This window comes from Pseudomonas sp. NS1(2017) (genome assembly GCF_002269425.1).
Taxonomy (GTDB): domain Bacteria; phylum Pseudomonadota; class Gammaproteobacteria; order Pseudomonadales; family Pseudomonadaceae; genus Aquipseudomonas; species Aquipseudomonas reactans.
Genome location: NZ_CP022960.1, coordinates 1,115,580 through 1,140,299, shown reverse-complemented (window position 1 = coordinate 1,140,299; position 24,720 = coordinate 1,115,580). Strand labels below are relative to the sequence as shown.

Here is a 24,720-nt window from a genome sequence, read left to right as displayed (position 1 = left end):
TCCTAGGAGGCTCCTGCATTGGACGTCGGCGAACGACTGCAATCCATCCGTAAACTGAAGGGTCTTTCCCAGCGCGAGCTCGCCAAGCGCGCGGGTGTCACCAACAGCACCATTTCGATGATCGAAAAAAACAGCGTCAGCCCCTCGATCAGCTCCTTGCGCAAGGTGCTGGGCGGCATCCCCATGTCCATGGTCGAGTTCTTTTCCGAGGAGATCCTCCAGGAAATACCGACGCAGATCGTCTATAAAGCCAATGAGCTGATCGACATCTCTGACGGCGCCGTCACCATGAAACTGGTAGGCCGGGCGCACCCCAGCCGGGCGATTGCATTTCTCAACGAAATCTACCCACCGGGCGCCGACACGGGCGAAGAAATGCTCACCCACGAAGGCGAAGAAACCGGGATTCTGGTGGAAGGTCGCCTGGAGTTGGTGGTCGGTCTTGAAACTTTTGTGCTCGAAGCGGGCGATAGCTACTACTTTGAAAGCACCAAGCCTCATCGTTTTCGCAATCCGTTCGACGTGCCGGCGCGACTAATCAGCGCAGCCACACCCGCGAACTTTTAAGAAAAGAGGCGTCCTGCCAGCGTTGCAGAGACTCCCGTAGCTGTATCCGTGAAGCCGAATCTCCCTTTATTTAATAGGGTTGTTTCGGCCGGGCGGGCTAACCGTTATACTTTCGCCGCCTGCGAAACCGTGGCCGCAGGCGTGAATAGCCACCATTGAGGGTGAACGCGTGAACCTAATTATGAAAATGCTGGCTGCACCAGCAACCGTACTGGCCCTATGGGCTGTCAGCGCTCAAGCTGCGACCAATGATGACATTGCCAAGCGCCTGGAGCCTGTCGGCCAGGTGTGTGTCCAGGGCCAGGAGTGCAAGGGCATGGAAGTGGCGGTTGCCGCAGGCGGTGGCGCTGCGAAGACGCCGGATGACATCATCGCCAAGCATTGCAACGCTTGCCACGGCACCGGCCTGTTGGGCGCGCCGAAAATCGGCGATACCGCCGCCTGGAAAGAACGCGCCGACCATCAGGGCGGCCTGGATGGCATCCTGGCCAAGGCAATCACCGGTATCAACGCCATGCCACCCAAAGGCACCTGCGCCGATTGCTCGGATGATGACCTCAAGGGTGCGATCGAGAAGATGTCCGGGTTGAAATAAACCGATCTTCGTCAAAAAGCCGCTTACGAGCGGCTTTTTTGTATCTGTGATTTATGTTTCAGCGCTGTTCTTTGCAGCAAAGACCCGGCAAGCTCGGTCCAACCCCTAATCATGGAATGTTCAGGAGGGTCGGATGGTGCAGTTGTGTTCAATCGAGCAAGCAGTTGACGATGTGCTGGAGCGGTTGCCGGCGCATATCCACATGGGCATGCCGTTGGGCTTGGGCAAGCCGAACCTGTTTGCCAACGCGCTGTACCGGCGCGTCGCCAAGTTGCCGCAGCGGGCACTGACGATCTACACCGCGCTGAGCCTGGGCCGGCCGACGATGGGCGATGGTTTGCAGAAGCGCTTTCTCGAACCCTTTATCGAGCGGGTGTTTGGCGATTATCCCGAGCTGGATTTCCTGGCCGACCTGCACAAAGACAGCCTTCCGAAAAATATCCATGTGCAGCAGTTCTTCATGCAGCCTGGCAGCTTGCTGCACAGCGAGTCGGCGCAGCAGGACTACGTGAGCAGCAACTACAGCCACGCCGCCCGCGATATCAACGCAGCGGGCTTGAACCTGGTGGCGCAATTGGTCGCCAGCAGCAGTGAGCATCCGGATCGCCTGAGCCTGAGCTGCAACCCGGATATCACCCTCGACCTGCTGCCAATGATCGCCAAACGCCGCGATGCCGGTGAAACTGTGCTGATCGTCGGCCAGGTCCACAGCGACTTGCCCTACATGCCCGGCGATGCCGAACTGGGTATGGACGCCTTCGATTACCTGATCGATGAAAAAGACAGCACCACGCTGTTCTCCACGCCGAACATGCCCGTCGGTTTCCAGGACCACTTTATCGGCCTGCATGCCAGCACCCTGGTGCGCGATGGCGGCACCTTACAGATCGGCATCGGCTCCATGGGCGACGCGCTGACCGCCGCACTGCTGGCACGCCAGGCGGATAACGAGGGCTACCGATTGCTGCTGACGGACTTGGACGTTTACCAGTGGGCGCCGCTGATTAGTCACGAAGGCGGCGTCGACCCCTTCGCCCGTGGCCTTTACGGTTGCAGCGAAATGTTCGTCAACGGCCTGCTGGTGCTGGCGGACGCAGGGATTATCCGCCGCAAGGTCTACCCCGACGTGGCGACACAGGAACAGGCCAATGCCGGCTTACTGGATGACGCCGCACAGCCGGATGGCATTTCGATCCACGGTGGTTTTTTCCTCGGCCCGAGAAGTTTCTATCAGCGCCTGCAGGAAATGACCCACGCCAAACGCCTCGAATTCAACATGACCCGCATCAGCTACATCAACGAACTGTACGGCCAGGAAGAACTCAAGCGCCTGCAACGCCTGGATGCGCGGTTTATCAACAGCGCGATCATGGTGACGTTGCTCGGCGCGGGCGTGGCCGATCAGTTGGAGGACGGTCGCGTGCTCAGCGGCGTGGGCGGGCAGTACAACTTTGTTGCCCAAGGGCATGCGCTGGAAGGTGCGCGTTCGATCCTGATCCTGCGCAGCTGGCGCGAGTCGGCGGGTGAGGTGAGTTCCAATATCGTCTGGGATTATGGCCACTGCACGATTCCTCGACATCTGCGGGATATCGTCATTACCGAGTACGGCATTGCTGATTTGCGCGGGCAGACAGATGCCAAGGTGATCGAGGCGTTGCTCAATATCACCGACTCACGCTTCCAGGACGATTTGATCGAACAGGCACAGAAGGCCGGCAAGTTGCCGAAGGATTTCCGGTTGGATCCGCGTTTTGCCGACAACACGCCGGAGCGGCTGCAAGGTATTCAAGCGCGGCATCGCCGGCTGTTCCCGGAGTATCCGCTGGGCAGCGATTTCACGGAGGAAGAGCGCGATTTGTTGCGGGCGTTGAACTGGCTCAAGAGCAAATTCAAGCTGACGGAGATGCTGGAGCTGGGCAAGGCGGCGTTGGATGCGCCGGAGCCGGAGGCGTTTCCCAAGCATCTGGAGCGGATGCGGTTGGATAAGCCGGAGGGGCTGAAAGAGGATCTGTATCAGCGGCTTTTGCTCGCAGGACTTCAAGCCTCTGCATTGTAGGAGCGCGCTTGCTCGCGAAGGACGTCAACGATGATGCGGGCATTCTGGATGAACGCGTCGTCTGGGCGTTTTTCGCGAGCAAGCTCGCTCCTACGGGCGCGGCGTTGATTATTCGATGAAGGTCACTACGCCGCCTTCCAACGACTTCACCCGCGCCAGCGACTCAACCCGATAACCCTGCGCGTCCAACTCTGCACGGCCACCCTGGAATGACTTCTCAATCACAATCCCCAAACCGGCGACGGTCGCGCCAGCCTGCTTGATGATCGAGATCAGCGCCTGGGACGCCTTGCCATTGGCCAGGAAGTCATCGATCACCAGCACGCGGTCGCTGCTGGTCAGGTGACGCGGGGAGATCGCCACGGTGCTTTCGACCTTCTTGGTGAAGGAATACACCGTCGCCGACAGCAGGTTTTCCGTGAGGGTCAGGGATTGCTGCTTGCGTGCAAAGATCACCGGTACGCCCAGGTTCAGGCCGGTCATGATCGCTGGGGCGATGCCGGAGGCTTCGATGGTGACGATCTTGGTGATGCCCGAATCCTTGAACAGTGCGGCGAATTCGTCGCCGATCAGTTTCATCAGTGCCGGGTCGATCTGGTGGTTCAGAAAGGCGTCGACCTTGAGTACCTGATCGGAAAGCACGATGCCTTCTTCGCGAATTTTCTTGTGCAGTGCTTCCACGGAAAGCTTCCTCTAATGGCGCGGTGCGCGCCGAAAGTAGATTAAAAAGTAGTCGATTCTAGCGCTTTAACATCGCGCGTATATCCGCCAAGGCGGTGTTGCCGCGAACGGCCTTCACCTCGGTCGGGGTGTCGTCATTGCCTTCCCAGGCCAGGTCGTCCGGCGGCAGTTCATCCAGGAACCGGCTGGGGGCACAATCGATGATTTCGCCGTATTGCTTGCGCTTGGCGGCAAAGGTGAAGGCCAGCGTCTGACGCGCGCGGGTAATTCCCACGTAGGCCAGGCGGCGTTCTTCTTCGATGGTGTCGGCTTCGATGCTGGAGCGGTGCGGGAGGATTTCCTCTTCCATGCCCATGATGAACACGTAGGGGAATTCCAGGCCCTTGGACGCATGCAAGGTCATCATCTGCACGCCTTCGGCGCCGTCTTCCTCTTCCTGCTGGCGCTCGAGCATGTCGCGCAGCACCAGCTTGCCGATGGCGTCTTCGACGGTCATTTCGCCGTCTTCGTCTTTTTCCAGGGTGTTCTTCAGTGCTTCGATCAGGAACCAGACGTTGCTCATGCGGTAGTCCGCCGCCTTGTCGCTGGAACTGTTGGTGCGCAGCCAGTTTTCGTAGTCGATGTCCATGACCATGCTGCGCAGGGCGCTGATCGGGTCTTCGCCGGCGCACTGCTCGCGCACCTTGTCCATGAAGCGTTTGAAGCGCGACAGGCGATCGGTGAAGCGCGAGTCCAGGTGTTCGCCCAAGCCGATTTCGTCGGTGGCGGCGTACATCGAGATCTTGCGTTCGGTGGCGTAGTTACCGAGTTTTTCCAGGGTGGTAGAGCCGATCTCGCGGCGCGGCACGTTGATCACGCGCAGGAAGGCGTTGTCGTCGTCCGGGTTTACGATCAGGCGGAAGTAGGCCATCAGGTCTTTCACTTCCTGGCGTCCGAAAAAGCTGTTGCCGCCCGACAGGCGATACGGCACCTGGTGATGCTGTAACTTCAGCTCGATCAACTTGGCCTGGTAGTTGCCGCGGTACAGGATCGCAAAATCGCTGTAGGGGCGGTCGGTGCGCAAGTGCAGGCTGAGGATCTCCACGGCCACGCGCTCGGCTTCGGCGTCTTCGTTGCGGCAGCGGATCACGCGGATCTCGTCGCCGTGGCCCATCTCACTCCACAGTTGTTTTTCAAACTCGTGGGGGTTGTTCGAGATCAGCACGTTGGCGCAGCGCAGGATGCGGCTGGTGGAGCGGTAGTTCTGCTCCAGCATCACCACTTTCAGGGACGGGTAATCGTCCTTGAGCAGCATCAGGTTTTCCGGGCGGGCACCGCGCCAGGCGTAGATCGACTGGTCATCGTCGCCGACCACGGTGAACTGGTTGCGCTTGCCGATCAGCATTTTCACCAGCAGGTATTGGCTGGCGTTGGTGTCCTGGTATTCGTCTACCAGCAGGTAGCGCACCTTGTTCTGCCATTTTTCGAGGATGTCGGCGTGTTCTTCGAACAGCTTCACCGGCAGCAGGATCAGGTCGTCGAAGTCCACCGCGTTGAACGCCTTGAGCGTGCGTTGGTAGTGGGTGTAGACGATGGCGGCGGTCTGCTCCTTGGGATTGCGTGCGTTTTCCAGGGCTTGGGCGGGCAGGATCAGGTCGTTTTTCCAGGCGCCGATCATGTTCTTGATCTCGTCCACGCCGTCGTCGCCTGCGTATTCCTTTTGCATGATGTCGGTCATCAGCGACTTCACGTCGGTTTCGTCGAAGATCGAGAAGCCGGGCTTATAGCCAAGGCGTACATGCTCCTTGCGGATGATGTTCAGGCCCAGGTTGTGGAAGGTGCACACGGTGAGGCCGCGGCCTTCGCCACCCTTGAGCAGGGTACCGACGCGCTCCTTCATTTCCCGCGCCGCCTTGTTGGTAAACGTCATGGCGACGATGTACTGGGCGCGGATGCCGCACTGCTGGATCAGGTGCGCGATCTTGCGGGTGATCACGCTGGTCTTGCCGGAGCCTGCACCGGCGAGCACCAATAGAGGGCCGCCGACGTAGTTCACGGCTTCTTGCTGCCGGGGATTGAGTCGGGACATACAGAATTTCAGGAGTCGTTGTTCAAAAGGGCGGGCATTTTAACAGGCTCGCAGGATTCTGCTCTGTCAGAACGACAGTGTGACGTACCACTCGATCTAAATTTGCCGGTTTTGATACTTTGCCGCAGGATGTCGGGGTTATTTGCGACTAATGTTTACAGTTCGCGTGTTTGATAACCCCTATCATTGGTGATTATCTGGCCGCACGTCATAATGCCCGCCGCCACGAAATTTTGCAGAGTCTAGGGAGCTAGCTTGTCTACGCCTGTCGAACCCTTGCGTTTGCTGCTGCTGGCCGATGAGCCGGCGTGGGCAGCGTTGTTGCGCGAGTGCCTGGCGCCGATGGGCGATGGGGCTGTGCTGATCAGCGCGCCAAATTGGGAGTCCGTGAGCCGTCTGTTCGATGACGACCACAGCGCCGTGCTGTTGACCACGCCCAGCCTGCAACCCGGCCCTGGCCGCTGCAGCCTGCCGTGTGTATTGCTGCTGGAGCAGGAACCGTTGGTCTCGCCGCTTGGCGTCAGCGATTGGCTGGTACGGGATGTATTGGATGCCGATACAGTGCGCCGCTGCCTGCGCCACGTCCGCGAGCGCGGTGTATTGGAAAACACCCTGCAACGCCTGGCCGAACAGGACCCGCTCACCGGGATCGCCAACCGCCAGGGCTTCCAGACCCTGCTGACCGCGCGCCTGGCCGAGAATGAAGGCCGTGGCCTGGCCCTCGGCCATTTGGACCTCGACAATTTTCGTCACGCCAACGATGCCCTCGGCCACCAGGCCGGCGACCGGCTGATCCTGCAAGTGGTCTCGCGGCTCAAGAGCCAGCTTGAGGTCGGGGACCAATTGGCGCGCCTGGGCAGCGACGAATTCGCGCTATTGATCGACACCCGTCGCGCACCTCAGCGTGCCGAGTGGATGGCCGAGCGCATCACCGAAGTCATGGCCGAACCCTACTGGGTGGATGGCGAAAGCCTGCTGATCGGCTGCAGCCTGGGCGTGGCCCATGCCCGCGCACGTGCTGGCGCCGACCCGCTGATGTGGCACGCGCATATCGCCATGCAGCAGGCGAAGAGCACCCAGGGCTGCACCTTTCATATTTTCAACGAACGCATCAACCGCAACGCACGCAGCCTGGCCGACCTGGAAAGTGAGCTGCGCCGTGCCCTGCGTCGTGATGAACTGGAGCTGCATTACCAGCCGCGCCTGGACCTGGACGACGGGCATATCGTCGGCCTTGAAGCCCTGGTGCGCTGGCGGCATGGCGAGCGCGGCCTGTTGCCGCCGAGTGAGTTCGTGCCCCTGGCCGAGCAAAGCGGCCTGATCGTGCCGTTGGGTTACTGGGTGATCTCCCGCGCCCTGCGCGACATGCAGGACCTGCGCGAACGCGGCCTGCCGCCGCTGCACATGGCGGTCAACCTGTCGTTCCGCCAGTTCCAGGACAGCCAGTTGCTCTCCACCCTCAGTCGGCTGATTGCCGAGCGGGGCGTGGAGGCGCAGTGGCTGGAGTTTGAACTCACCGAAACCGCCGTGATGCGCCGCAGCGACCTGGTCAAGCAGACCATGGACGCCCTCGGCCGCCTGGGTGTGCGGTTTTCCCTGGATGACTTTGGCACCGGCTTTTCGTCGTTCGTGCACCTCAACAGCCTGCCGATCGCCTTGTTGAAGATCGACAAAAGCTTCGTTGGTGGCATGGAAGAGCGCGAAGAGAACCGCAAGCTGGTGCACGCCATGATCAACCTGGCGCACAACCTCAATCTGGAAGTGGTTGCCGAAGGCGTGGAAACGCCGGAGCAGTTGGCGTTGTTGAGGTTGTTTGGCTGCGACCAGGCCCAGGGATACCTGATCAGCAAGCCGCTGCCGTTGCCGGAGTTGGTGGAATACCTGACCTTCGGCAATGGCCAGCAAGCCCGCGTGGGCGAGGGCCTTTAATCTGGCTGTGCAGCCTGGAACCCACCACGGGTTGCGGGCTCGGCGCCTTCCTGCCGAATCATCCGCTTCATCTTCGCTTCAAACGCCCAGGTCAGGCTGACTGCGGCGCACGCCAGGCCCAGGGCCAAGCCCCACCATACGCCGGTCGGCCCCCAGCCTAGGGTGAAGGCCATCAGCCAGGCCGACGGTGCCCCAATCAGCCAATAGCAGCCCGCCCCGATCAGGAAGGTGGTCTTGGCGTCCTTGAGTCCGCGAATGCAGCCCATGGCGATGGTTTGCACGCCGTCGAACAACTCGAACCACGCCGCCACGGCCAGCAGGCTGACGGCCAGGACGATCACGTCGTGGAACGCCGGGTCGTTATGGTCAATGAGCAGTCCGATCAACGGGTCGGAATAAAGCCACAGCACGGCGGCAAATCCCAACATCACCGCTGCACCAAATCCTATGCCGACACGCCCGGCCAGGCGCGCCTGCAGCAACTGCCCGGCGCCGTAATGCTGGCCGATGCGCATGGTCACCGCGTAGGACATCCCCGCCGGCACCATGAACGCCACCGACACAATCTGCAACGCGATCTGGTGCGCCGCCAACTGCGTGCTGCCCATGGTGCCCATGCACAGCGCCGCGAACGCAAACAGCCCGACTTCCACCGCGTAGGTGCCGCCAATCGGCAGGCCCAGGCGCCACAACTCGCGCAGGTACTGGGTATTGAGGCGCATCAGGCCGGGGGCCAGTGGGTAGGCGGCATAGGCGCGGTTGCTGCGGATGTACCACATCAGCGCCAGTGCCATGCCGTTCGCGACGATGGCGGTGACCAAGCCGATGCCCATCAGGCCGAGCTTGGGCAGGCCGAACATGCCCTCGATCAGTGCGTGGTTGAGCAGATAATTCAGTACTGTGCCGCCGAGGCTGATGACCATCACCGGAGTGGCTTTGCCGATGGCGCTGGTAAAGCCGCGCAAGGCCATGAAGCTCAGGTAACCGGGCAGCGCGAACGGCAGGATCGTCAGGAATTGCCCGGCCGACTGCACGTTGGTTTCCGTCTGGCCGAACATCAGCAGCAGCGGCTTGAGGTTCCACAGCAGCAAGCCGGCCGCCAAGGCCATCAGCCAGGCGAGCCACAGCCCGGCCTGGGTCAGGCGGGTGGCGCCTTCGATATCACCGGCGCCGTGACGGATGGCGACAAGCGTGCCCACGGCGGCAATCACGCCGATGCAGAAGATCGACACGAACGAATAGCTTGCCGCGCCCAGGCCGCCACCGGCCAGGGCTTCGGGGCTCAGGCGCGCCATCATCAGGGTGTCGGTCAGCACCATCAGCATGTGCGCCAACTGTGAGGCAATCAACGGCCCTGACAGCCGCAGAATGGCCCAGAGTTCGGTACGTGCTGGATGTTGCATGATCATCACACTCGAGAAATCGGAGGATTGGGGAAGGGTTGATTCTCGGCGCTCTCAGCTGATTGCACAAAGGGATAAATGCGATCGTTCACATGATTAAAACTCATGCCGGTTCGATTCTGGTAGGGTTTGCGCATTGCGCTGTCGGAGCCTTCCCAATGTCTCGTCGTCTTCCTCCTCTTTACGCTTTGCGGGCCTTTGAGGCCGCTTCCCGGCACAACTCCTTCACCCGCGCGGCGGAGGAGTTGTCGATTACGCAAAGTGCGGTGAGCCGACATATCCGCACGTTGGAAGAGCACTTCGCCTGCCGCCTGTTCCAGCGCAGTGGTCGCACTTTGCAGCTCACCGAAGCGGCGCGCCTGCTATTGCCCGGCGTGCGCGAGGGTTTCGCCGCGCTGGAGCGGGCCTGCCATACCTTGAATGCCGAAGACGACATCCTGCGCATGAAGGCGCCGTCCACCCTGACCATGCGTTGGCTGTTGGCGCGGCTCAGCCGCTTCCGGGCGTTGCAGCCAGGCAACGAAGTGCAACTGACCAGCGCGTGGATGAGCGTGGACGAGGTGGACTTCAACCAGGAGCCGTTCGACTGTGCGGTGCTGCTGAGCTACGGGCATTTTCCGGCGGATTGGGAGGCCAGTTATCTGTTCCCGGAATTGCTGATTCCGGTCGGTGCGCCAAATCTGCTGGAGGATGGGCCCTGGGATGCCGCGCGCCTGGCCACCGCCGAGTTGCTGCACCCCACGCCTGACCGTCGTGACTGGCGCAACTGGCTGGAGCGCATGGGCTTGTCATCCCAGGTATCGCTCAAGGGCGGACAGGTGTTCGACACCCTCGAACTGGGCATGATCGCCGCCGCGCGAGGTTACGGCGTCTCCATGGGCGACTTGCTGATGGTGGCCGAAGATGTGGCCCAGGGGCGGCTGAGCCTGCCCTGGCCGACGGCGGTCGCCAGTCGCGAAAATTATTACCTGGTGTGGCCGAAAACCCGCCCCGGCGGCGAGCGATTACGGCGTTTGGCGGAGTTTCTGCAGGCAGAGGTCAAGGCCATGGAATTGCCCCAGGTCGAACGTCTCGACTGAGCGGCGACAGACCGTTCGTGCAATCGTTTGCGCGATACCCCTGTGATTCGCTCAAGTATTGCCTCGGCCCGCCGAAGTAGGTGTGTTGGAACCATCGTGCACCAACGCTTCCCACTAGATAATTTGCCGAGCAGCGCTATGAGATCAGGATGATCCTGGCCTCGGCCAGGAGCTGTCATGTCTCAACCTCGTGCTCGGATTGCCTCCCAGTTAGGCCTCGCGTTAGCCGTGATTCTGGCTGTCGTCATCAGCGGCAGTACGGTGTTTGCCTTGCGTTCTCTCGACTCCGCCAACCTCGCGACCCGTGAGGAACACCTGGCCAGTGAGGCGCGCTTGCTCGCCGACCAACTCAATACCTTCCACAGCACCTTGCGCGAAAGCACCCAGCGTTTGAGCGGGCTGTTTGAAAAGCGCTTCGGCGCGGGCTTGAGTGTGCATGCAGACCAGCCGGTGACTGTGGCTGGGGTACAGACCCCTAGCCTGTACCTGGGCAGTGAAGTGTTGAACAACAACTTCGATGAAGTGGATGAGTTCAAGCAGATGTCCGGCGGCGTGGCCACGGTGTTTGTGCGCAGCGGCGAAGACTTCATCCGCATCAGCACCTCGTTGACCAAGCAGGACGGCAACCGTGCCATCGGTACGGTGCTGGATCGTCAGGGCCCGGCCTATCAACGCGTGCTCAGCGGCCAGACCTACATCGGCCGTGCAGTATTGTTCGACCGCTCCTACATGACCCAGTACAGTCCGGTGCGTGACAGCAGCGGCCAGCTCATCGCCGTGCTGTTCATCGGGTTTGACTACACCGATGCGCAGAATGCCCAGTTCGATAACCTCAAGCGCTTCCGTATCGGCCAGACCGGTTCCCTGGCGTTGCTGGACGAGCAGAAGCGCTGGCTGGTGCCGCCGGCGGGCGTGCAGGCGCTGGACCAGGCGATCCCAGTGATGCTGGACCTGGCCAAAATGCCAGGTGCGGGCCGCTTCTGGGCGGACAAGAACGAAGATTTCTACAGCGTCTCGGTGCCCTTCGATGGCGGGCCGTGGGCGGTGGTTGCGAGCATGCCCAAGGCCGAGATTCGCTCGGTGACCTGGGACGTCGGCATCCGCCTGGTGATCGGCAGCGTCCTGGCCATGTTGCTGGCGGTCGGCGCAACGGTGTGGCTGCTGCGTAGCAAATTAGCGCCATTGGGCGACCTGGTGCGCCAGGCCGAAGCCCTGGGTGCGGGCGACTTGAGCGCACGCCTGAATGTGTCCAGCCATGACGAAATCGGCCAACTGGCGCGCAGCTTCAACCAGATGGGTGAAGCGCTGTCGACCATGGTCTCGCATATCCGCAAGGCGGCCGAAGAGGTCAACAGCCGCGCCCAGGCGTTGTCCGGGTTGTCCGGTGGCGCGTATGAAGGCATGGAGCAGCAGTCCGGCGAGATCACCAGCATGGCCGGCGCGGTAGAAGAGTTCAGCGCCACCTCGCTGAACATCGCCGACAACATGGGCAGCACCGAACGTCTCGCCCAGGAAAACGCCCAGCAAACCCGTATCGGTCGCAACTCGATGCAAGAGGCGTCTTCGTCCCTGGAACACATCGCAACCGCCCTGAACAGTACAGCCACGGTGATCAACACCCTCGGCCAGCGCTCCCAGGAAATCGGCGGGATCGTCGGCGTGATCACTTCGATTGCCGAGCAAACCAACCTGCTGGCACTCAACGCCGCCATCGAGGCTGCACGCGCGGGTGAGCAAGGCCGTGGCTTTGCCGTGGTCGCCGACGAGGTGCGCAACCTGGCGTCGCGTACTCGAGAGGCCACTGACGAGATCTCCGGGATGATCCAGAGTATCCAGCAGGAAACCGGCAACGCCATCAGCACCATGGAGCGCGGCAATGTGTTGATGCAGGAAGGCCTGTCGCGTAACGCCGACGTGGCGTCGGCCCTGGCGCGTATCGACGAGCAAAGCCGCTCGGCCGGTCAGCAGTTCGCGGCGATCACCACCGCCACCCAAGAGCAGAGCAGCACCGCGACCTTGCTCAGCAGCAACCTGCAAAGCATCGCGCTGGCCAACAGCGAGCAGCGCGAAGTGGTGTCGAACCTGGCGATCACCGCCAAGGAACTGGAGACACTGGCGGCAGGCTTGCGGCATGAGGTGGATCGGTTTCGTTGAGACCTAGCGGTCGCCCAGCCCTGGGTCCACGCGCTTGCCGATGTCCTTGAGGCGCGCCAGTTGGTCGACCATGCCTGGGGCTTCGTCCATGCTGGTGACGAAGGTCCACAGGTAAGTCATGACCGCGTACACATGGCCGGCCTTGACGGCGGGGGACAAGGCCAACTGGCTGATGGCGACCACAAAGAGCAAGGCGGCCAGCGTACCGAGAAACAGGTACGCAGCGGCCTCGCGGTCTGACAGCCAGATTCGCAGGCGCGACAGCACCTGATAGTGGCGGCGCAAGGTCGGCGCACCGACTTTTTCCACCAGGCCGATTTCCTTTTCCAAACGGTTGTTCAGGCGCTCATGGAGCGCTTGGTTACGTTGGGCAAAGCGCGGCAACAGCGTGATGCACAGCAGCAGTGCGCCCAGGCACGCGAGGCCGACCCAGGGCTCGATCACGATCAGCATCACCGCCGCGCCAATAATCGATACCAGCGCCGTGGCGATGATCGGCACGTGCTTCTCAAAGAAGTCGACGAATTCCCGTGCGAGCACCACCCGTGCCGCTGACTTGGAGGTGCTGTGGTTCTGTAGGCGCTGGTTCAGAATCACCGGCACCGCCAGGTCCGCGTAGATTCGGGTAAAAGTCCGTGTATCCAGCGCCCGGCGTGCCGCACCGACGACCCAGAACGCTAGGACCACGGCGGCATAGAACAGCGCGTTGCTGGCATCGCCACGGATGATTGCATCCACCGCAAACCCGGCAAACAACGGGTATGCCAGCAGCAGGGCATTTTCCAGTGCGACCAATGACAGCGTGCTGAACAGCTTGCCGGGATAGGCTTTGGCGATCGCCTTGAGGGTCTGGCCGGCGGATTGCTGGCCGATTTTCTTGCTTTCTTCGATCAGGATTTGAGGGGTGACGGATGTCATGGGTGCACCAAAGGGATGATAGACGCTATTATTGAGCGACTGCTCAAGTATCCTTGAGCGATCGCTCAAAAAGCAAGCGCCGCTTATCTGCTGGCGCCGAAAGGAATTGCCTATGTCGCGTATCGACCGCAAAGACCAGATCATCGCCGCCGCCTTGGAGCTGTTTCGCAGCAAGGGGTTTGCCGATGTGTCCACCCGCGACCTGGCCGAACATGCCGGGCTGTCCCGTAGCCACGTCTATCACTACTTCAGCGACTGGAAAGAGCTGCGCCGCGAAGCCTTTGTGCGGTTTGCCAACGAACAGTTGGACGAAGTGCGTGCGCCTCTGGCAGAAGCGCCACCTCTGGAAGCCTTCGTGGGTTTTTTGCGTGACTGCCTTCCGAGTACAGCCGATGCAGGCTGGGCGCTGTGGCTGGATGCCTGGGACGAAGCGATGCAAGACCCGCAAATGGCCCAGGCTTACCTGGTAATCAATGCTCAATGGCAAGGCATGCTCGCCGAAGTGATCGAGCGAGGTGTCGCTGCCAATGTCCTGCGTTGTGATTCGCCACAACGTGCTGCCCGCCAGATCTTTGCCGTGGCGATGGGCTACGCCGACGACCTGATGCTAAAGCCCTCCACGGAGTCGGCCGAAGCGGCCTTGGATGAAGTGATGGAAGTGGCGCGGTTGCTGCTGGACTTCCCCGAATCACCCTAGCCAACGGCCGCGGGCCGATACTGCAACGCTTCCGCCAGATGCGCCCGGGTGATGCTATCGGCGTGCTCAAGGTCGGCTAGGGTGCGTGCCACTTTGAGCAGCCGATGGGCTGCGCGCAGGGAAAGCGTCAGCCGTTCACAGGCGTTTTCCAGCCAGCATTCGTCGACCTTCGCCAGCGTGCAGTGCTTGCGTAGCCCCGGCAGATCAAGGAAAGCATTCGCACAGCCTTGGCGTTGTTGTTGGCGATCGCGGGCCTGGGCGACCCGTGCCGACGCCTCGGCCGTGTTATCGCCCGCCTGCCGGGCAGGATTCAACGCGGTGGTTTCTCGTGCCACAGTGAGGTGCAAGTCGATGCGGTCCAACAAGGGCCCAGATAGCTTGTTGCGGTAACGCTGGATCTGCTCCGGTGTACAGCGACAACGCCCGCTGGGTTCACCCAGGTACCCGCAAGGGCAGGGGTTCATGGCGGCGACCAGTTGGAAGCGGGCCGGGAAGCTCACGCGGTCGCGGGCACGGGAAATCACGATGTGCCCTGATTCCAGTGGCTCGCGCAGCACCTCCAACACTTTGCGGTCGAACTCTGGTAGCTCATCCAGGAACAGCACGCCGTGATGGGCCAGGGTGATTTCTCCCGGTTGCGGCTTCGACCCTCCGCCTACTAATGCCGGACCCGATGCAGAGTGATGCGGCTGGCGAAACGGTCGATGCGGCCAATGGCTCAGCGGCGCGAGGCTGACGACCGACTGAATCGCCGCCACTTCCAGGGCTTCCTGTTCACTCAGCGGTGGCAACAAACCCGGGAGTCGGCTGGCGAGCAAGGTCTTGCCGGTGCCGGGCGGGCCGCTGAACAGCAGGTTGTGCGCCCCCGCCGCCGCAATCAGCAGTGCGCGCTTGGCAGCGAGCTGACCCTGTACTTCGCTCAAGTCCGGGTAAGGCTTGTTCAGGTACAACAAACCGTCGGATTTGTAGGGCTCGATAGGCTGATGCCCATTCAGGTGCGCCACCACCTGCAGCAAATGATCCACCGCGATCACTTTCAACCCCGACGCCAGGCAAGCCTCCTCGGCATTCGCCCGCGGCACTATCACGGTGCGCCCGGCCTTGCGTGCCGCCAAGGCCGCCGGCAACACGCCTTTCACTGCCCGCACTTCACCGGACAGTGCCAGTTCTCCCAGGCATTCCACGTCGTCGAGCATCAACGCCGGCACCTGCACGCTGGCCGCCAGGATTCCCAGGGCAATCGCCAGGTCAAAACGCCCGCCGTCCTTGGGCAGGTCGGCGGGCGCCAGGTTCAGCGTGATGCGGCGGGCAGGGTATTGCAGCGCAGAATTGAGAATGGCGCTGCGCACCCGGTCCTTGCTTTCCTTGACCGCCGTTTCCGGCAGGCCCACCAACGTCAGGGACGGCAAACCATTGGCCATATGCACCTCGACGGTGACGGCAGGGGCTTCGACGCCGATCTGGGCGCGGCTGTGGACGATGGCGAGGGACATGCTCGTTCCTTGAACAATGGAGACCGCTTCCTGCGGTTTCTCAAAGGTAGTCGAGGGAACGGAAGTACAACGAATCAGACTTTTACAGGACGTATCAACGTGCAAAGGCGCCGGGATACTTATCCAGGTAAGCGCTGTTGAGTTGAGTGTCTGGGGTGCGCATAAAGGTGCGGAAATCGGGAATCAGGAACACCAGCAGTGACAACCCCAGCACCATCGCCCCCAGCGACGCGATGGTCAGGGCGACGCCGAGGTAAGCGATCAAGCCATTCATGGCGAAACTGCCCAACGGGCTGGCTGCCGCGGACAGGAAGGACACGGTGGCGAACATCCGGTTGCGATGTTGCTTGGGGGTCGCCAGCAGCCTCACCGCAGAGGTCGGAATGTTGATCAGCATCAGGCCCACCCCACCGCAGAAAAACGCCAGGGGCACGACGACTATCGATGAGAGCGTGCCGGCCAGCCACATATTGCCGCCCAACAGCGCAAAGCCTGCAGCGACACACAGGTCGCGGGACACCCGATAGGTCAACCAACCGGTGATCTTGTAGCTGCCCGCCAGGATGCCCAGGCCGAAGCACGCATCCAGCAGGCCGAGGTAAGTGATCGGGAAGTGGATAACCGTCTTCACGTAGAGCGGCAGCAGGATGGTAAAAAACGGAAACAGGGCAAAGTTGATGAGCATCGCCACAAGGGCCAGGTAGAACTCGACCTTCACCTGATAGACCGCCTTGAAGCCCGAGTAAATCATGCGCCAGCCGCTGGCAGCCGGGGTTTGCTCATCGGGGGCGCTGCCGTCGAGCCGGAGTGGGATCGAGGCAATCAACACTGCCGCGCCAAGCATCGCAAAGAAGTCGACGGTAAACGCCAGCGTGGTGCCGAAGCTGAAAATCAACGCGCTGGCCATGACTGGTCCAAGCAGGTTGGAAATGGACGAGAGCATGCTTTTGGTGCGCATGGCCAGTGAGACCTGATCGTCACGCGCAAACAAGGGAATGATCGATGACTGCAACGGGTCACGCATACCGGCGACGGTACTGCTGACCAGCATCAGGGCGCCGACGCTCCAGGGGTTGAACAGCTGCGTCGCAGACAGAAAAACCATCCACAGCGCGGTCAGCACGCTGGTCAGGGAGGCCAGCCTGAGGATCAGGATCTTGTTGTACTTGTCGCCCAGCCATCCCAACAGTGGGCGAGCCAGCACCTCTGCCGCGATGGAGCAGGCGATCATGTTGGCGAAGGCGAGGGCGGAACCGGATTCCTGCAAGGCCCACCACGCCACGGCGAGTTGGTTGCAGCGGCCACCGAGTACCACCAGCAAAAAGCTGAATTGTATTTTCAGCAGGCGCCGGTCGAGGGCCGGCAAGCCCCACATGGACCGATTGATGCCGGTTATTCGCCGGCTGGCGTCAACCGCGCTTCCAGCTCGGCCACTTTGGCCTCCAGGCTTTCCAACCGCGCACGCGTTCGGGCCAGCACTACCATTTGGCTATCAAACTCTTCCCGGCTCACCAGGTCGAGTTTGCTGAACCCACTTTGCAGCAATGCCTTGAATTGGCTTTCGATTTCATTGCGGGGCAACGGCGTGTCACCGCTGAACAGGCGAGAGGCGTGGCCGCTCAGGGCGTCGAGGAGGTCTTTGGGCGCGAGCATGGGAAATATTCCGGAAAACTGTTGGCCGGCAGTGTATCACGCAGCGTCTATAGTCTTTTTCACGACAGCGGGCGCACGCTTTTCGCGCAGAGGGCCGGGCGGCGGCGCACTGTTTTTGTGCGCATCGCAACCGCCGAAGAGGCTCGCAGGTGGGCATAAGTGGGCAAAGGACTGATTTCAGTGATTTTTACGGAGCTGGCAAGGTTTCTGCTTAGACGATCATGACCCATGCACTGATGCAGTCGCTGTGACGAATGCAGTGCGCCGACGGATCAGGGGTACAGGTTTCGTCACCAGTGGTTCGCTGGCGTCGCAAAGGCAAATGCCGAGGCGACGACGCGTTACAAAGCCAGGCACTGCGCTTAGACTTGAGACGGGTTTGTTTTCCTGGGGCAAGTCCACCAATTCGGGAGAGAGTTTTCATGAAGCTAGTCACTGCCATCATCAAGCCGTTCAAGTTGGACGATGTACGCGAGTCGTTGTCCGAGATCGGCGTGCAGGGCATTACCGTTACTGAGGTCAAAGGCTTCGGTCGGCAGAAGGGTCACACCGAGCTGTATCGCGGCGCGGAATACGTGGTCGATTTCCTGCCGAAGGTGAAGATTGATGTCGCCATTGACGACAAGGATCTTGACCGGGTTATCGAGGCGATAACCAAGGCCGCCAACACCGGCAAGATCGGTGACGGCAAGATCTTCGTGGTCAATCTGGAACAGGCTATTCGCATCCGTACCGGCGAAACCGATACCGACGCAATCTAAGCCGCCAAACCCCAACGCCCCAGGAGAAAACAATATGACTCTGCGTAAATTCGCAGGGCTCGGAGCCCTGTTGTCCATCGTAATGCCAAGCCTGGCCATGGCGGCAGACGAAGTGGCTGCTCCAGTCCTCAATTCCGGCGACACCGCCTGGATGCTGACCGCCACCGCTTTGGTGCTGTTCATGACTATCCCTGGCCTGGCGCTGTTCTACGGCGGCATGGTCCGTTCCAAGAATATTCTGTCGGTGATGATGCAGTGCTTCGCGATCACCGGCCTGATCAGCATCCTGTGGGTCGTCTACGGCTACAGCATCGCGTTCGATACCACCGGTATGGAACAGGGTGTGGTCAACTTCAACTCCTTCTTCGGCGGCATGGGCAAGGCGTTCCTGGCGGGCGTGACCCCGGCCAGCATCACCGGCCCTGCGGCATTGTTCCCGGAAGCCGTGTTCATCACCTTCCAGATGACCTTCGCCATCATCACCCCGGCGCTGATCGTCGGTGCCTTTGCCGAGCGTATGAAGTTCTCTGCGATGCTGATCTTCATGGCGATCTGGTTCACCCTGGTCTACGCGCCGATCGCGCACATGGTGTGGAGCGGCAACGGTGGCCTGATGTGGGACTGGGGCGTGCTGGACTTCGCCGGCGGCACCGTGGTGCATATCAACGCCGGTGTGGCTGGCCTGGTGGCGTGCATCGTGCTCGGCAAGCGTAAAGGCTTCCCGACCACCCCGATGGCTCCGCATAACCTGGGTTACACCCTGATCGGCGCGGCGATGCTGTGGATCGGCTGGTTCGGCTTCAACGCCGGCTCCGCGGCTGCGGCCAACGGCACTGCGGGCATGGCGATGCTGGTCACCCAGATCGCTACCGCTGCTGCTGCACTGGGCTGGATGTTCGCCGAGTGGATCACCCACGGTAAGCCAAGCGCACTGGGCATTGCCTCGGGCGTGGTCGCTGGCCTGGTTGCAATCACCCCAGCCGCAGGCACCGTGGGCCCGATGGGCGCCCTGGTGATCGGCTTGGTTGCCGGTGTGATCTGCTTCTTCTGCGCCACCAGCCTCAAGCGCAAGCTGGGCTACGACGACTCCCTGGACGCCTTCGGCGTGCACGGTATCGGCGGTATCGTGGGTGCGATCCTCACCGGTGTGTTCGCAGCCCCTGCGCTGGGCGGCTTCGGCACGGTGACTGACATCGCTGCGCAAGTCTGGATCCAGTGCAAAGGCGTTGGCTTCACTGTGATCTACACGGCGATCGTGACCTACATCATCCTCAAGGTGCTGGACATGGTCATGGGCCTGCGGGTGACCGAAGAGGAAGAGGCGGTCGGCCTCGACCTGGCGCAACACAACGAACGCGGCTACAACTTGTAATAGCGTGAAAAAAAGATGCCCGGCTTGCCGGGCATTTTTTTGCCTGGCGTTTGTCAGTCATACCAATGTGTAACGGTTTTTACGCCGGGTTTGTGATGGGATGCACACGGCACTTTTCAGCGTGCGAATGTCTTACAGGCATGTAGGCGTATTCGACACTTTGTTTTTTCCCAGAGCGCGCTAGAATGCGCGCCGATGGGCGCAGAACTGTATTTATCTGGGCGAGCACCGTGATCATGGCGGTGCTCGTAAAGTCCTCGTCGCTTTGCACGGTGATGGGGCATAAGCCACTGGTTATCCAGTGGATGTTGATTTTTCCTCGGCGGCCTCGACAGAGGATGAAGCTGGGCTATAACTAATCTGCTTTTCGCAAGTCATGAGGTAGAACATGAGCGACGATGATCTGGAAAACGACGAACTCGAAGTAGGTGACGAAGACGACACCGAAGAAGGTCTGGAAGCGGCGGCGGAAGACGTTGCTGACGACGACGGTGGCGATGATGCACCTGCCCCGGCTGCCAAAGGCAAAGCCAAGGCTGCTGTGTCGGTAGATGAATTGCCAAGCGTTGAAGCCAAGAACAAAGAGCGTGATGCCCTGGCCCGTGCGATGGAAGAGTTCCTCGCTAAAGGCGGCAAAGTGCAGGAAGTCGAGGCCAACGTGGTGGCAGACCCACCGAAGAAGCCGGATAACAAGTACGGCAGCCGACCTATCTGAGGTCAGCACCCGCTTGTAAGAAAAAGCCCGCCGTCGCTGCGGGCTTTTTCATGGGTGTCTGTAGGAGCGAGCTTGCTCGCGAAAAACGTCAACGATAACGCGGGCATTCTGAATGAATGAATGCAGTGCCTGGGCGTTCTTCGCGAGCAAGTTCGCTCCTACAGGTTTATGTGTTCCAGCTTGCGAGCAGCGGCGGCAGTTCTGTCAGGCTGCGAATCTCCGCATCCGGGCGCTTGTCGGCTTCCCACACCTTACCCGTCGGGTTGAACCACACCGCCCGAAGCCCCGCCTGCTGTGCCCCGGCAATGTCATCCCCGGGATGATCGCCAATGTGCACAGCCGCGCTGGCGTCCACGCCACCGCGTTGTAAGGCTTCCTGAAACAATCGCGCATCCGGCTTGGCGATGCCGATGTCTTCAGCGCGCAGGGCAAAGTGGAAGTAGTCCGCCAGGCCCACACGCTGCACGTCGGCATTGCCGTTGGTGATCACCCCCAGCAGGAAGTGCTGGCGCAGCGCCCGGAGCATGGGCTCCGCTTCGGGGAAGGGGGTAAGTTGGTGCCGCGCGTGAATGAACGCTTCGAAGCACACATCCGCCATTTCCGTAGCTTCAGGCTGTGGATAGCCGGCTTCTTCAAATGCATGCATCAACACCCGGTGGCGCAGGATGCTGATCCGGTGTTTCAGCTCGGGATAACGCTCCAGCACCTGCAGGCGAAGACTGGCGAAGTGCTCCAGCGGCAAGTCACCAACCTTGGCGGCGTTGATCGCCAGCCATTCACGCATCGACGCTTCGGCGCTGATGATGACGGGTACGTTGTCCCAGAGTGTGTCGTCCAGGTCGAAGGTGATCAGCTTGATACTCATGAGTCGCCGCCCTTGATTCGTTTAGCCCGTGGATGGGCGCTGTCGTACACCGTTGCCAGGTGTTGGAAGTCCAGATGGGTGTAGATCTGTGTGGTCTTGATGTCGGAGTGGCCGAGCAGCTCCTGAACCGCGCGCAGGTCCTGGGACGATTCCAGCATATGGCTGGCAAAGGAGTGTCGCAGCATGTGTGGATGCAGGTTCTGGCCCAGCTCGCGTTCACCGGCGGCCTTGACGCGCACCTGAATCGCCCGTGGCCCCAGGCGTCGGCCTTGCTGGCTGACAAACACCGCGTCATCTGCGGGGTTGGTCAGCAGGCGCAGCGGCAGCCACAGTTGCAAGGCTTCCCGGGCTTTGCGGCCTACCGGCAGGACGCGCGTCTTGCTGCCCTTGCCGAGCACTTGCACCAGGCCGTCCGCCAGGTCCAATTGGTCGAGATTCAGGCCGGTCAGCTCCGACAGGCGCAGGCCCGATGAATAGAACAGCTCAAGGATGGCCTGGTCGCGATGTGCCAGGAAGTCATCCTCGACGGCGCCATCCAGCAATTGCAGGGCGCGGTCGGTATCCAGGGTCTTGGGCAGGCGCCGTTCGCCCTTAGGCGGTGACAGGCCGTTGGCCGGGTCGTGATCGCACAAGCCTTCGCGGTTCAAATAGTGATAGAGCCCGCGCACCGCCGAGAGCAGGCGCGACAGGCTGCGCGAGGATTGACCCGCCTGGTGCAGGCGTGCGATCAGGCTGCGCAGGCTCTGGATATCCAGGGCCTTCCAACTGTTGATCTGTTGTTTCGCGCAATAGGCCAGGACCTTGTTCAAGTCCCGCCGGTAGGCTTCCAGGGTATGGGGCGACACCTGGCGCTCGTTGCGCAGGTGAGCGCAATAAGCGTCCAGTTGCCGTTCCATGGCTAGCGCACCGCGCGCAGGGCGGTAGTGAAGCGCGGCAGGACGCGGCCCAGTACTTCGGCGATGTAGGTCAAGAACAGGGTGCCGACTGAACTCTTGTAGTGCTGAGGGTCACGGCTGGCGATGGCCAACACGCCGTGCAGGCCTTGATGGCTGAGCGCGACCACCGCCGTGGAACCGATCTGCAGGCGCTGTTCGGCACCAAACAGGAAGTCCAGCTCATGCTCGCGCAAGGTGCCACTGATGGTCTTGCCTTCGGATAGCAGGCCGCCGATGGCGGTTTGTGCGTCGCTGCCGCTGACCCAGCGACCCACCGGCATCGGGTTGTCGCTGAACAGGATCAGGCTCACGAACGGCACCTGGAAGTCCTGGCGCAGGCTGTCTTCCACGGCGATCACCGTTTCTTCCAGGCTGGTGGCGTCCATCAGGGTCAGGATCAGGCGGCGGGTTTTCTCGAACAGGCGGTCGTTGTCGCGGGCGACGTCCATCAGGTGCGAGAGCTTGTGGCGCATCTCGATGTTGCGCTCGCGCAGGATCTTCATCTGCCGCTCCACCAGCGACACGGTATCGCCGCGCTGGTGGGGGATGCGCAGGCCCGGCAGCAGTTCTTCGTGCTCGACGAAGAAGTCCGGATTAGCCTCAAGGTACGCCGCGACGGCAGCGGCCTCCAGACTTTCGCTCGGGGATGCTTGTGCGGGTACTTGAGGCTTATCGGTCATTGGATTGGCTCACTCATAGACGGACCTGTCCTTCGTATACGCGCGAGGCCGGCCCGGTCATCATCACCGGGTGGCCAGGGCCTGCCCACTCGATGGACAAGCGTCCGCCGGGCAGGTCGATCAACAGCGGCGAATCCATCCACCCCTGGCTGATCGCGGCTACGGCAGCGGCGCAAGCACCGGTGCCGCAAGCCTGGGTTTCGCCGGCGCCGCGTTCCCACACGCGCAATTGCGCGCGGGTACGGTCGATCACCTGCAGGAAGCCCACGTTGACCCGCGCCGGAAAGCGCGGGTGGTGTTCGATCTTCGGCCCCAATTCATGCACGGGGGCGTTGTTGATGTCATTGACCCGCAGCACGGCATGGGGGTTGCCCATGGACACGGCAGCGATGTCGACGGTCTTGCCGTCAACGTCCAGCGCATAGCTGACGGCCTGCTCGGTGGCCTGGAACGGAATGTCCGCCGGCACCAGGCGTGGCGCGCCCATGTTGACGCTGATCTGGCCGTCGCTGCGGATATCCAGCTCGATCACGCCGCTCTTGGTCTCGACGCGGATCTGCCGCTTGGCGGTCAGGCGCTTGTCCAACACAAAGCGTGCGAAGCAGCGCGCACCGTTGCCGCACTGCTCCACTTCGGAACCGTCGGAGTTGAAGATCCGATAACGGAAATCCACCTCCGGGTTGCTAGGCGCTTCGACGATCAGCAATTGGTCGAAACCAATGCCGGTGTGACGGTCGCCCCACTGTTTAGCGTGCTTGGGCAGGATATGCGCGTGCTGGCTGACCAGGTCGAGGACCATGAAATCATTGCCCAGCCCGTGCATCTTGGTAAAACGCAGCAGCATGGCTTACTCCGGCAGCAGGCTTTCGCCAGCATACAACTCGGCTACCGTCTCGCGGCGACGCACTTCAAACGCTTGATCACCGTCCACCAGCACCTCGGCGGTACGGCCGCGGGTGTTGTAGTTGGAACTCATGACAAACCCGTAGGCACCGGCCGAATGCACGGCCAGCAGATCGCCTTCTTCCAGGGCCAGCTGACGGTCCTTGGCCAGGAAGTCGCCGGTCTCGCAGATCGGACCGACGATGTCGTAGGCGCGGGCTTCGCTGGCGCGCGGCGTCACGGCGGTGACATTCATCCAGGCCTGGTACAGCGCCGGGCGGATCAGGTCGTTCATCGCCGCGTCGACGATGGCGAAATCCTTGTGCTCCGTGTGCTTGAGGTACTCGACCTGGGTCAGCAGCACGCCGGCATTGGCGACGATATAGCGGCCAGGCTCGAACATTAGCGTCAGGTCACGGCCTTCGATGCGCTCGCGCACCGCCTGGATATAGTCGGCAATCAGCGGCGGCTCTTCGTCGCGATAACGCACGCCCACGCCACCACCGAGGTCGATGTGGTGCAGGTAGATGCCGCATTCACCGAGACGGTCGATCAACGCCAGCAGGCGGTCGAGCGCATCCAGGAACGGCGGCAATGTGGTCAGTTGCGAGCCGATATGGCAGTCGACACCCAGCACTTCCAGGTTCGGCAGTTGCGCGGCGCGGATGTATACGTCCTCGGCGTCGGCAATGGCGATGCCGAACTTGTTCTCTTTGAGACCGGTGGAAATATACGGGTGGGTGCCGGCATCGACGTCAGGGTTGACGCGCAGGGAGATCGGCGCGCGAACGCCCATCTCGGCGGCCACGACCTGCAGGCGTTCCAGCTCGTCGGTGGATTCGATGTTGAAGCAATGCACGCCAACTTCCAGGGCACGGCGCATGTCATCGCGGGTCTTGCCGACGCCGGAGAACACGATCTTGTCAGCCTTGCCACCAGCGGCCAGTACGCGTTCCAGCTCGCCACGGGACACGATGTCGAAACCAGCGCCGAGACGCGCCAGGACATTCAGTACGCCGAGGTTGGAGTTGGCCTTGACCGCGTAGCACACCAAGTGCGGCACGCCGTCGAGGGCGTCGGTGAAGGAGCGGTATTGGGCTTCGATATGTGCACGGGAATACACATAGGTCGGGGTGCCAAAGCGCTGGGCAATCGCGGACAACGCCACGCCTTCCGCGAACAGCTCGCCGTCCCGGTAGTTAAAAGCGTCCATGGGA

Annotated in this window: 22 protein-coding genes and 1 pseudogene; 11 read left to right on the top strand and 12 right to left on the bottom strand. The window is 61.4% G+C overall.

The features are described from left to right. Nucleotides 1-18 precede the first annotated feature (18 nt). The 3 genes from CI807_RS05540 (at nt 19) to CI807_RS05530 (ending at nt 3,218) form a co-directional block, all read left to right on the top strand. Nucleotides 19-567, top strand: coding sequence for a cupin domain-containing protein (locus CI807_RS05540; RefSeq protein WP_003176893.1), 549 nt, complete (start codon nt 19-21; stop codon nt 565-567). 181 nt (nt 568-748) lie between these two features. Then, nucleotides 749-1,162: a cytochrome c5 family protein gene (locus CI807_RS05535; protein ID WP_095013986.1), complete on the top strand. Its 414-nt coding sequence runs from the start codon at nt 749-751 to the stop codon at nt 1,160-1,162. A 133-nt stretch (nt 1,163-1,295) separates the two neighbouring features. Continuing rightward, on the top strand, nt 1,296-3,218 hold the full coding sequence (locus tag CI807_RS05530) for an acetyl-CoA hydrolase/transferase C-terminal domain-containing protein (RefSeq protein WP_095013985.1): 1,923 nt from the start codon (nt 1,296-1,298) through the stop codon (nt 3,216-3,218). A gap of 108 nt (nt 3,219-3,326) precedes the next feature. Here CI807_RS05530 and CI807_RS05525 read toward each other — a convergent pair whose 3' ends face one another. Both CI807_RS05525 and rep read right to left on the bottom strand, forming a co-directional pair. Further along, on the bottom strand, nt 3,327-3,899 hold the full coding sequence (locus CI807_RS05525; protein WP_025856334.1) for a xanthine phosphoribosyltransferase: 573 nt from the start codon (nt 3,897-3,899) through the stop codon (nt 3,327-3,329). A 58-nt stretch (nt 3,900-3,957) separates the two neighbouring features. After that, the gene (gene rep / locus CI807_RS05520) at nt 3,958-5,967 is read right to left on the bottom strand and encodes a DNA helicase Rep (protein WP_016975907.1); all 2,010 of its coding nucleotides are present in this window, start codon (nt 5,965-5,967) and stop codon (nt 3,958-3,960) included. 255 nt (nt 5,968-6,222) lie between these two features. On the opposite strand from rep, the gene CI807_RS05515 reads away from it, so the two are divergent. Next, complete coding sequence (locus CI807_RS05515) at nt 6,223-7,896, top strand: bifunctional diguanylate cyclase/phosphodiesterase (RefSeq protein ID WP_095013984.1); 1,674 nt, start codon at nt 6,223-6,225, stop codon at nt 7,894-7,896. On the opposite strand, the gene CI807_RS05510 is transcribed toward CI807_RS05515, so the two are convergent. Further along, the gene (locus tag CI807_RS05510; RefSeq protein WP_095013983.1) at nt 7,893-9,305 is read right to left on the bottom strand and encodes a NorM family multidrug efflux MATE transporter; all 1,413 of its coding nucleotides are present in this window, start codon (nt 9,303-9,305) and stop codon (nt 7,893-7,895) included. The two genes, CI807_RS05515 and CI807_RS05510, sit on opposite strands and share 4 nt — an antisense overlap. Before the next feature lie 152 nt (nt 9,306-9,457). On the opposite strand from CI807_RS05510, the gene CI807_RS05505 reads away from it, so the two are divergent. Both CI807_RS05505 and CI807_RS05500 read left to right on the top strand, forming a co-directional pair. After that, nucleotides 9,458-10,378: a LysR substrate-binding domain-containing protein gene (locus tag CI807_RS05505; RefSeq protein ID WP_016975905.1), complete on the top strand. Its 921-nt coding sequence runs from the start codon at nt 9,458-9,460 to the stop codon at nt 10,376-10,378. Between the two features lie 177 nt (nt 10,379-10,555). After that, nucleotides 10,556-12,532 carry a methyl-accepting chemotaxis protein gene (locus tag CI807_RS05500; RefSeq protein ID WP_095013982.1) on the top strand — a complete coding sequence of 659 codons (1,977 nt, stop codon included), beginning with the start codon at nt 10,556-10,558 and terminating at the stop codon, nt 12,530-12,532. Between the two features lie 3 nt (nt 12,533-12,535). On the opposite strand, the gene CI807_RS05495 is transcribed toward CI807_RS05500, so the two are convergent. Continuing rightward, complete coding sequence (locus tag CI807_RS05495; RefSeq protein ID WP_177409562.1) at nt 12,536-13,450, bottom strand: ABC transporter six-transmembrane domain-containing protein; 915 nt, start codon at nt 13,448-13,450, stop codon at nt 12,536-12,538. Between the two features lie 112 nt (nt 13,451-13,562). Here CI807_RS05495 and CI807_RS05490 point away from each other — a divergent pair, with 112 nt between their 5' ends. Then, nucleotides 13,563-14,147 carry a TetR/AcrR family transcriptional regulator gene (locus tag CI807_RS05490; RefSeq protein ID WP_068935988.1) on the top strand — a complete coding sequence of 195 codons (585 nt, stop codon included), beginning with the start codon at nt 13,563-13,565 and terminating at the stop codon, nt 14,145-14,147. Here CI807_RS05490 and CI807_RS05485 read toward each other — a convergent pair. The 3 genes from CI807_RS05485 to CI807_RS05475 all read right to left on the bottom strand — a co-directional run bounded on the left by CI807_RS05485 (nt 14,144) and on the right by CI807_RS05475 (nt 17,293). Then, a complete protein-coding gene (locus tag CI807_RS05485) occupies nt 14,144-15,640 on the bottom strand; it encodes a YifB family Mg chelatase-like AAA ATPase (protein WP_095013981.1) in 1,497 nt (498 codons plus the stop codon). The genes CI807_RS05490 and CI807_RS05485 overlap by 4 nt on opposite strands. Before the next feature lie 94 nt (nt 15,641-15,734). Next, nucleotides 15,735-17,015, bottom strand: coding sequence for an MFS transporter (locus CI807_RS05480; protein ID WP_095013980.1), 1,281 nt, complete (start codon nt 17,013-17,015; stop codon nt 15,735-15,737). Nucleotides 17,016-17,032: 17 nt separating this feature from the next. Further along, nucleotides 17,033-17,293, bottom strand: a complete 261-nt coding sequence (locus tag CI807_RS05475; RefSeq protein WP_010207460.1) for an accessory factor UbiK family protein — start codon at nt 17,291-17,293, stop codon at nt 17,033-17,035. Nucleotides 17,294-17,715: 422 nt separating this feature from the next. Here CI807_RS05475 and glnK point away from each other — a divergent pair, with 422 nt between their 5' ends. From glnK to sutA, 4 genes and pseudogenes are all read left to right on the top strand, one after another. Next, complete coding sequence (gene glnK, locus CI807_RS05470; RefSeq protein ID WP_002555808.1) at nt 17,716-18,054, top strand: P-II family nitrogen regulator; 339 nt, start codon at nt 17,716-17,718, stop codon at nt 18,052-18,054. 34 nt (nt 18,055-18,088) lie between these two features. Beyond that, on the top strand, nt 18,089-19,426 hold the full coding sequence (locus CI807_RS05465; RefSeq protein ID WP_016975881.1) for an ammonium transporter: 1,338 nt from the start codon (nt 18,089-18,091) through the stop codon (nt 19,424-19,426). A 211-nt stretch (nt 19,427-19,637) separates the two neighbouring features. Then, a pseudogene (locus CI807_RS05460) lies at nt 19,638-19,712 on the top strand (YjbQ family protein); the annotation flags it as partial. 102 nt (nt 19,713-19,814) lie between these two features. Continuing rightward, on the top strand, nt 19,815-20,141 hold the full coding sequence (gene sutA / locus CI807_RS05455) for a transcriptional regulator SutA (RefSeq protein WP_016975879.1): 327 nt from the start codon (nt 19,815-19,817) through the stop codon (nt 20,139-20,141). A gap of 166 nt (nt 20,142-20,307) precedes the next feature. On the opposite strand, the gene CI807_RS05450 is transcribed toward sutA, so the two are convergent. The 5 genes from CI807_RS05450 to lysA are packed head-to-tail and all read right to left on the bottom strand — an operon-like array spanning nt 20,308 to nt 24,716. Next, the gene (locus tag CI807_RS05450; RefSeq protein ID WP_095013979.1) at nt 20,308-21,006 is read right to left on the bottom strand and encodes an HAD family hydrolase; all 699 of its coding nucleotides are present in this window, start codon (nt 21,004-21,006) and stop codon (nt 20,308-20,310) included. Next, a complete protein-coding gene (gene xerC / locus CI807_RS05445) occupies nt 21,003-21,902 on the bottom strand; it encodes a tyrosine recombinase XerC (protein WP_016975877.1) in 900 nt (299 codons plus the stop codon). Before xerC ends, CI807_RS05450 begins: the two co-directional genes overlap by 4 nt. 2 nt (nt 21,903-21,904) lie before the next feature. Continuing rightward, entirely contained in the window at nt 21,905-22,621 is a 717-nt protein-coding gene (locus CI807_RS05440; RefSeq protein WP_095013978.1) for a DUF484 family protein, read from the bottom strand. Between the two features lie 13 nt (nt 22,622-22,634). After that, nucleotides 22,635-23,465 (bottom strand): diaminopimelate epimerase, encoded by an 831-nt coding sequence (dapF, locus tag CI807_RS05435; RefSeq protein ID WP_038843551.1) that lies wholly within the window; start codon nt 23,463-23,465, stop codon nt 22,635-22,637. Between the two features lie 3 nt (nt 23,466-23,468). Next, nucleotides 23,469-24,716 carry a diaminopimelate decarboxylase gene (lysA, locus tag CI807_RS05430; RefSeq protein WP_068935427.1) on the bottom strand — a complete coding sequence of 416 codons (1,248 nt, stop codon included), beginning with the start codon at nt 24,714-24,716 and terminating at the stop codon, nt 23,469-23,471. Between the last annotated feature and the right edge of the window lie 4 nt (nt 24,717-24,720).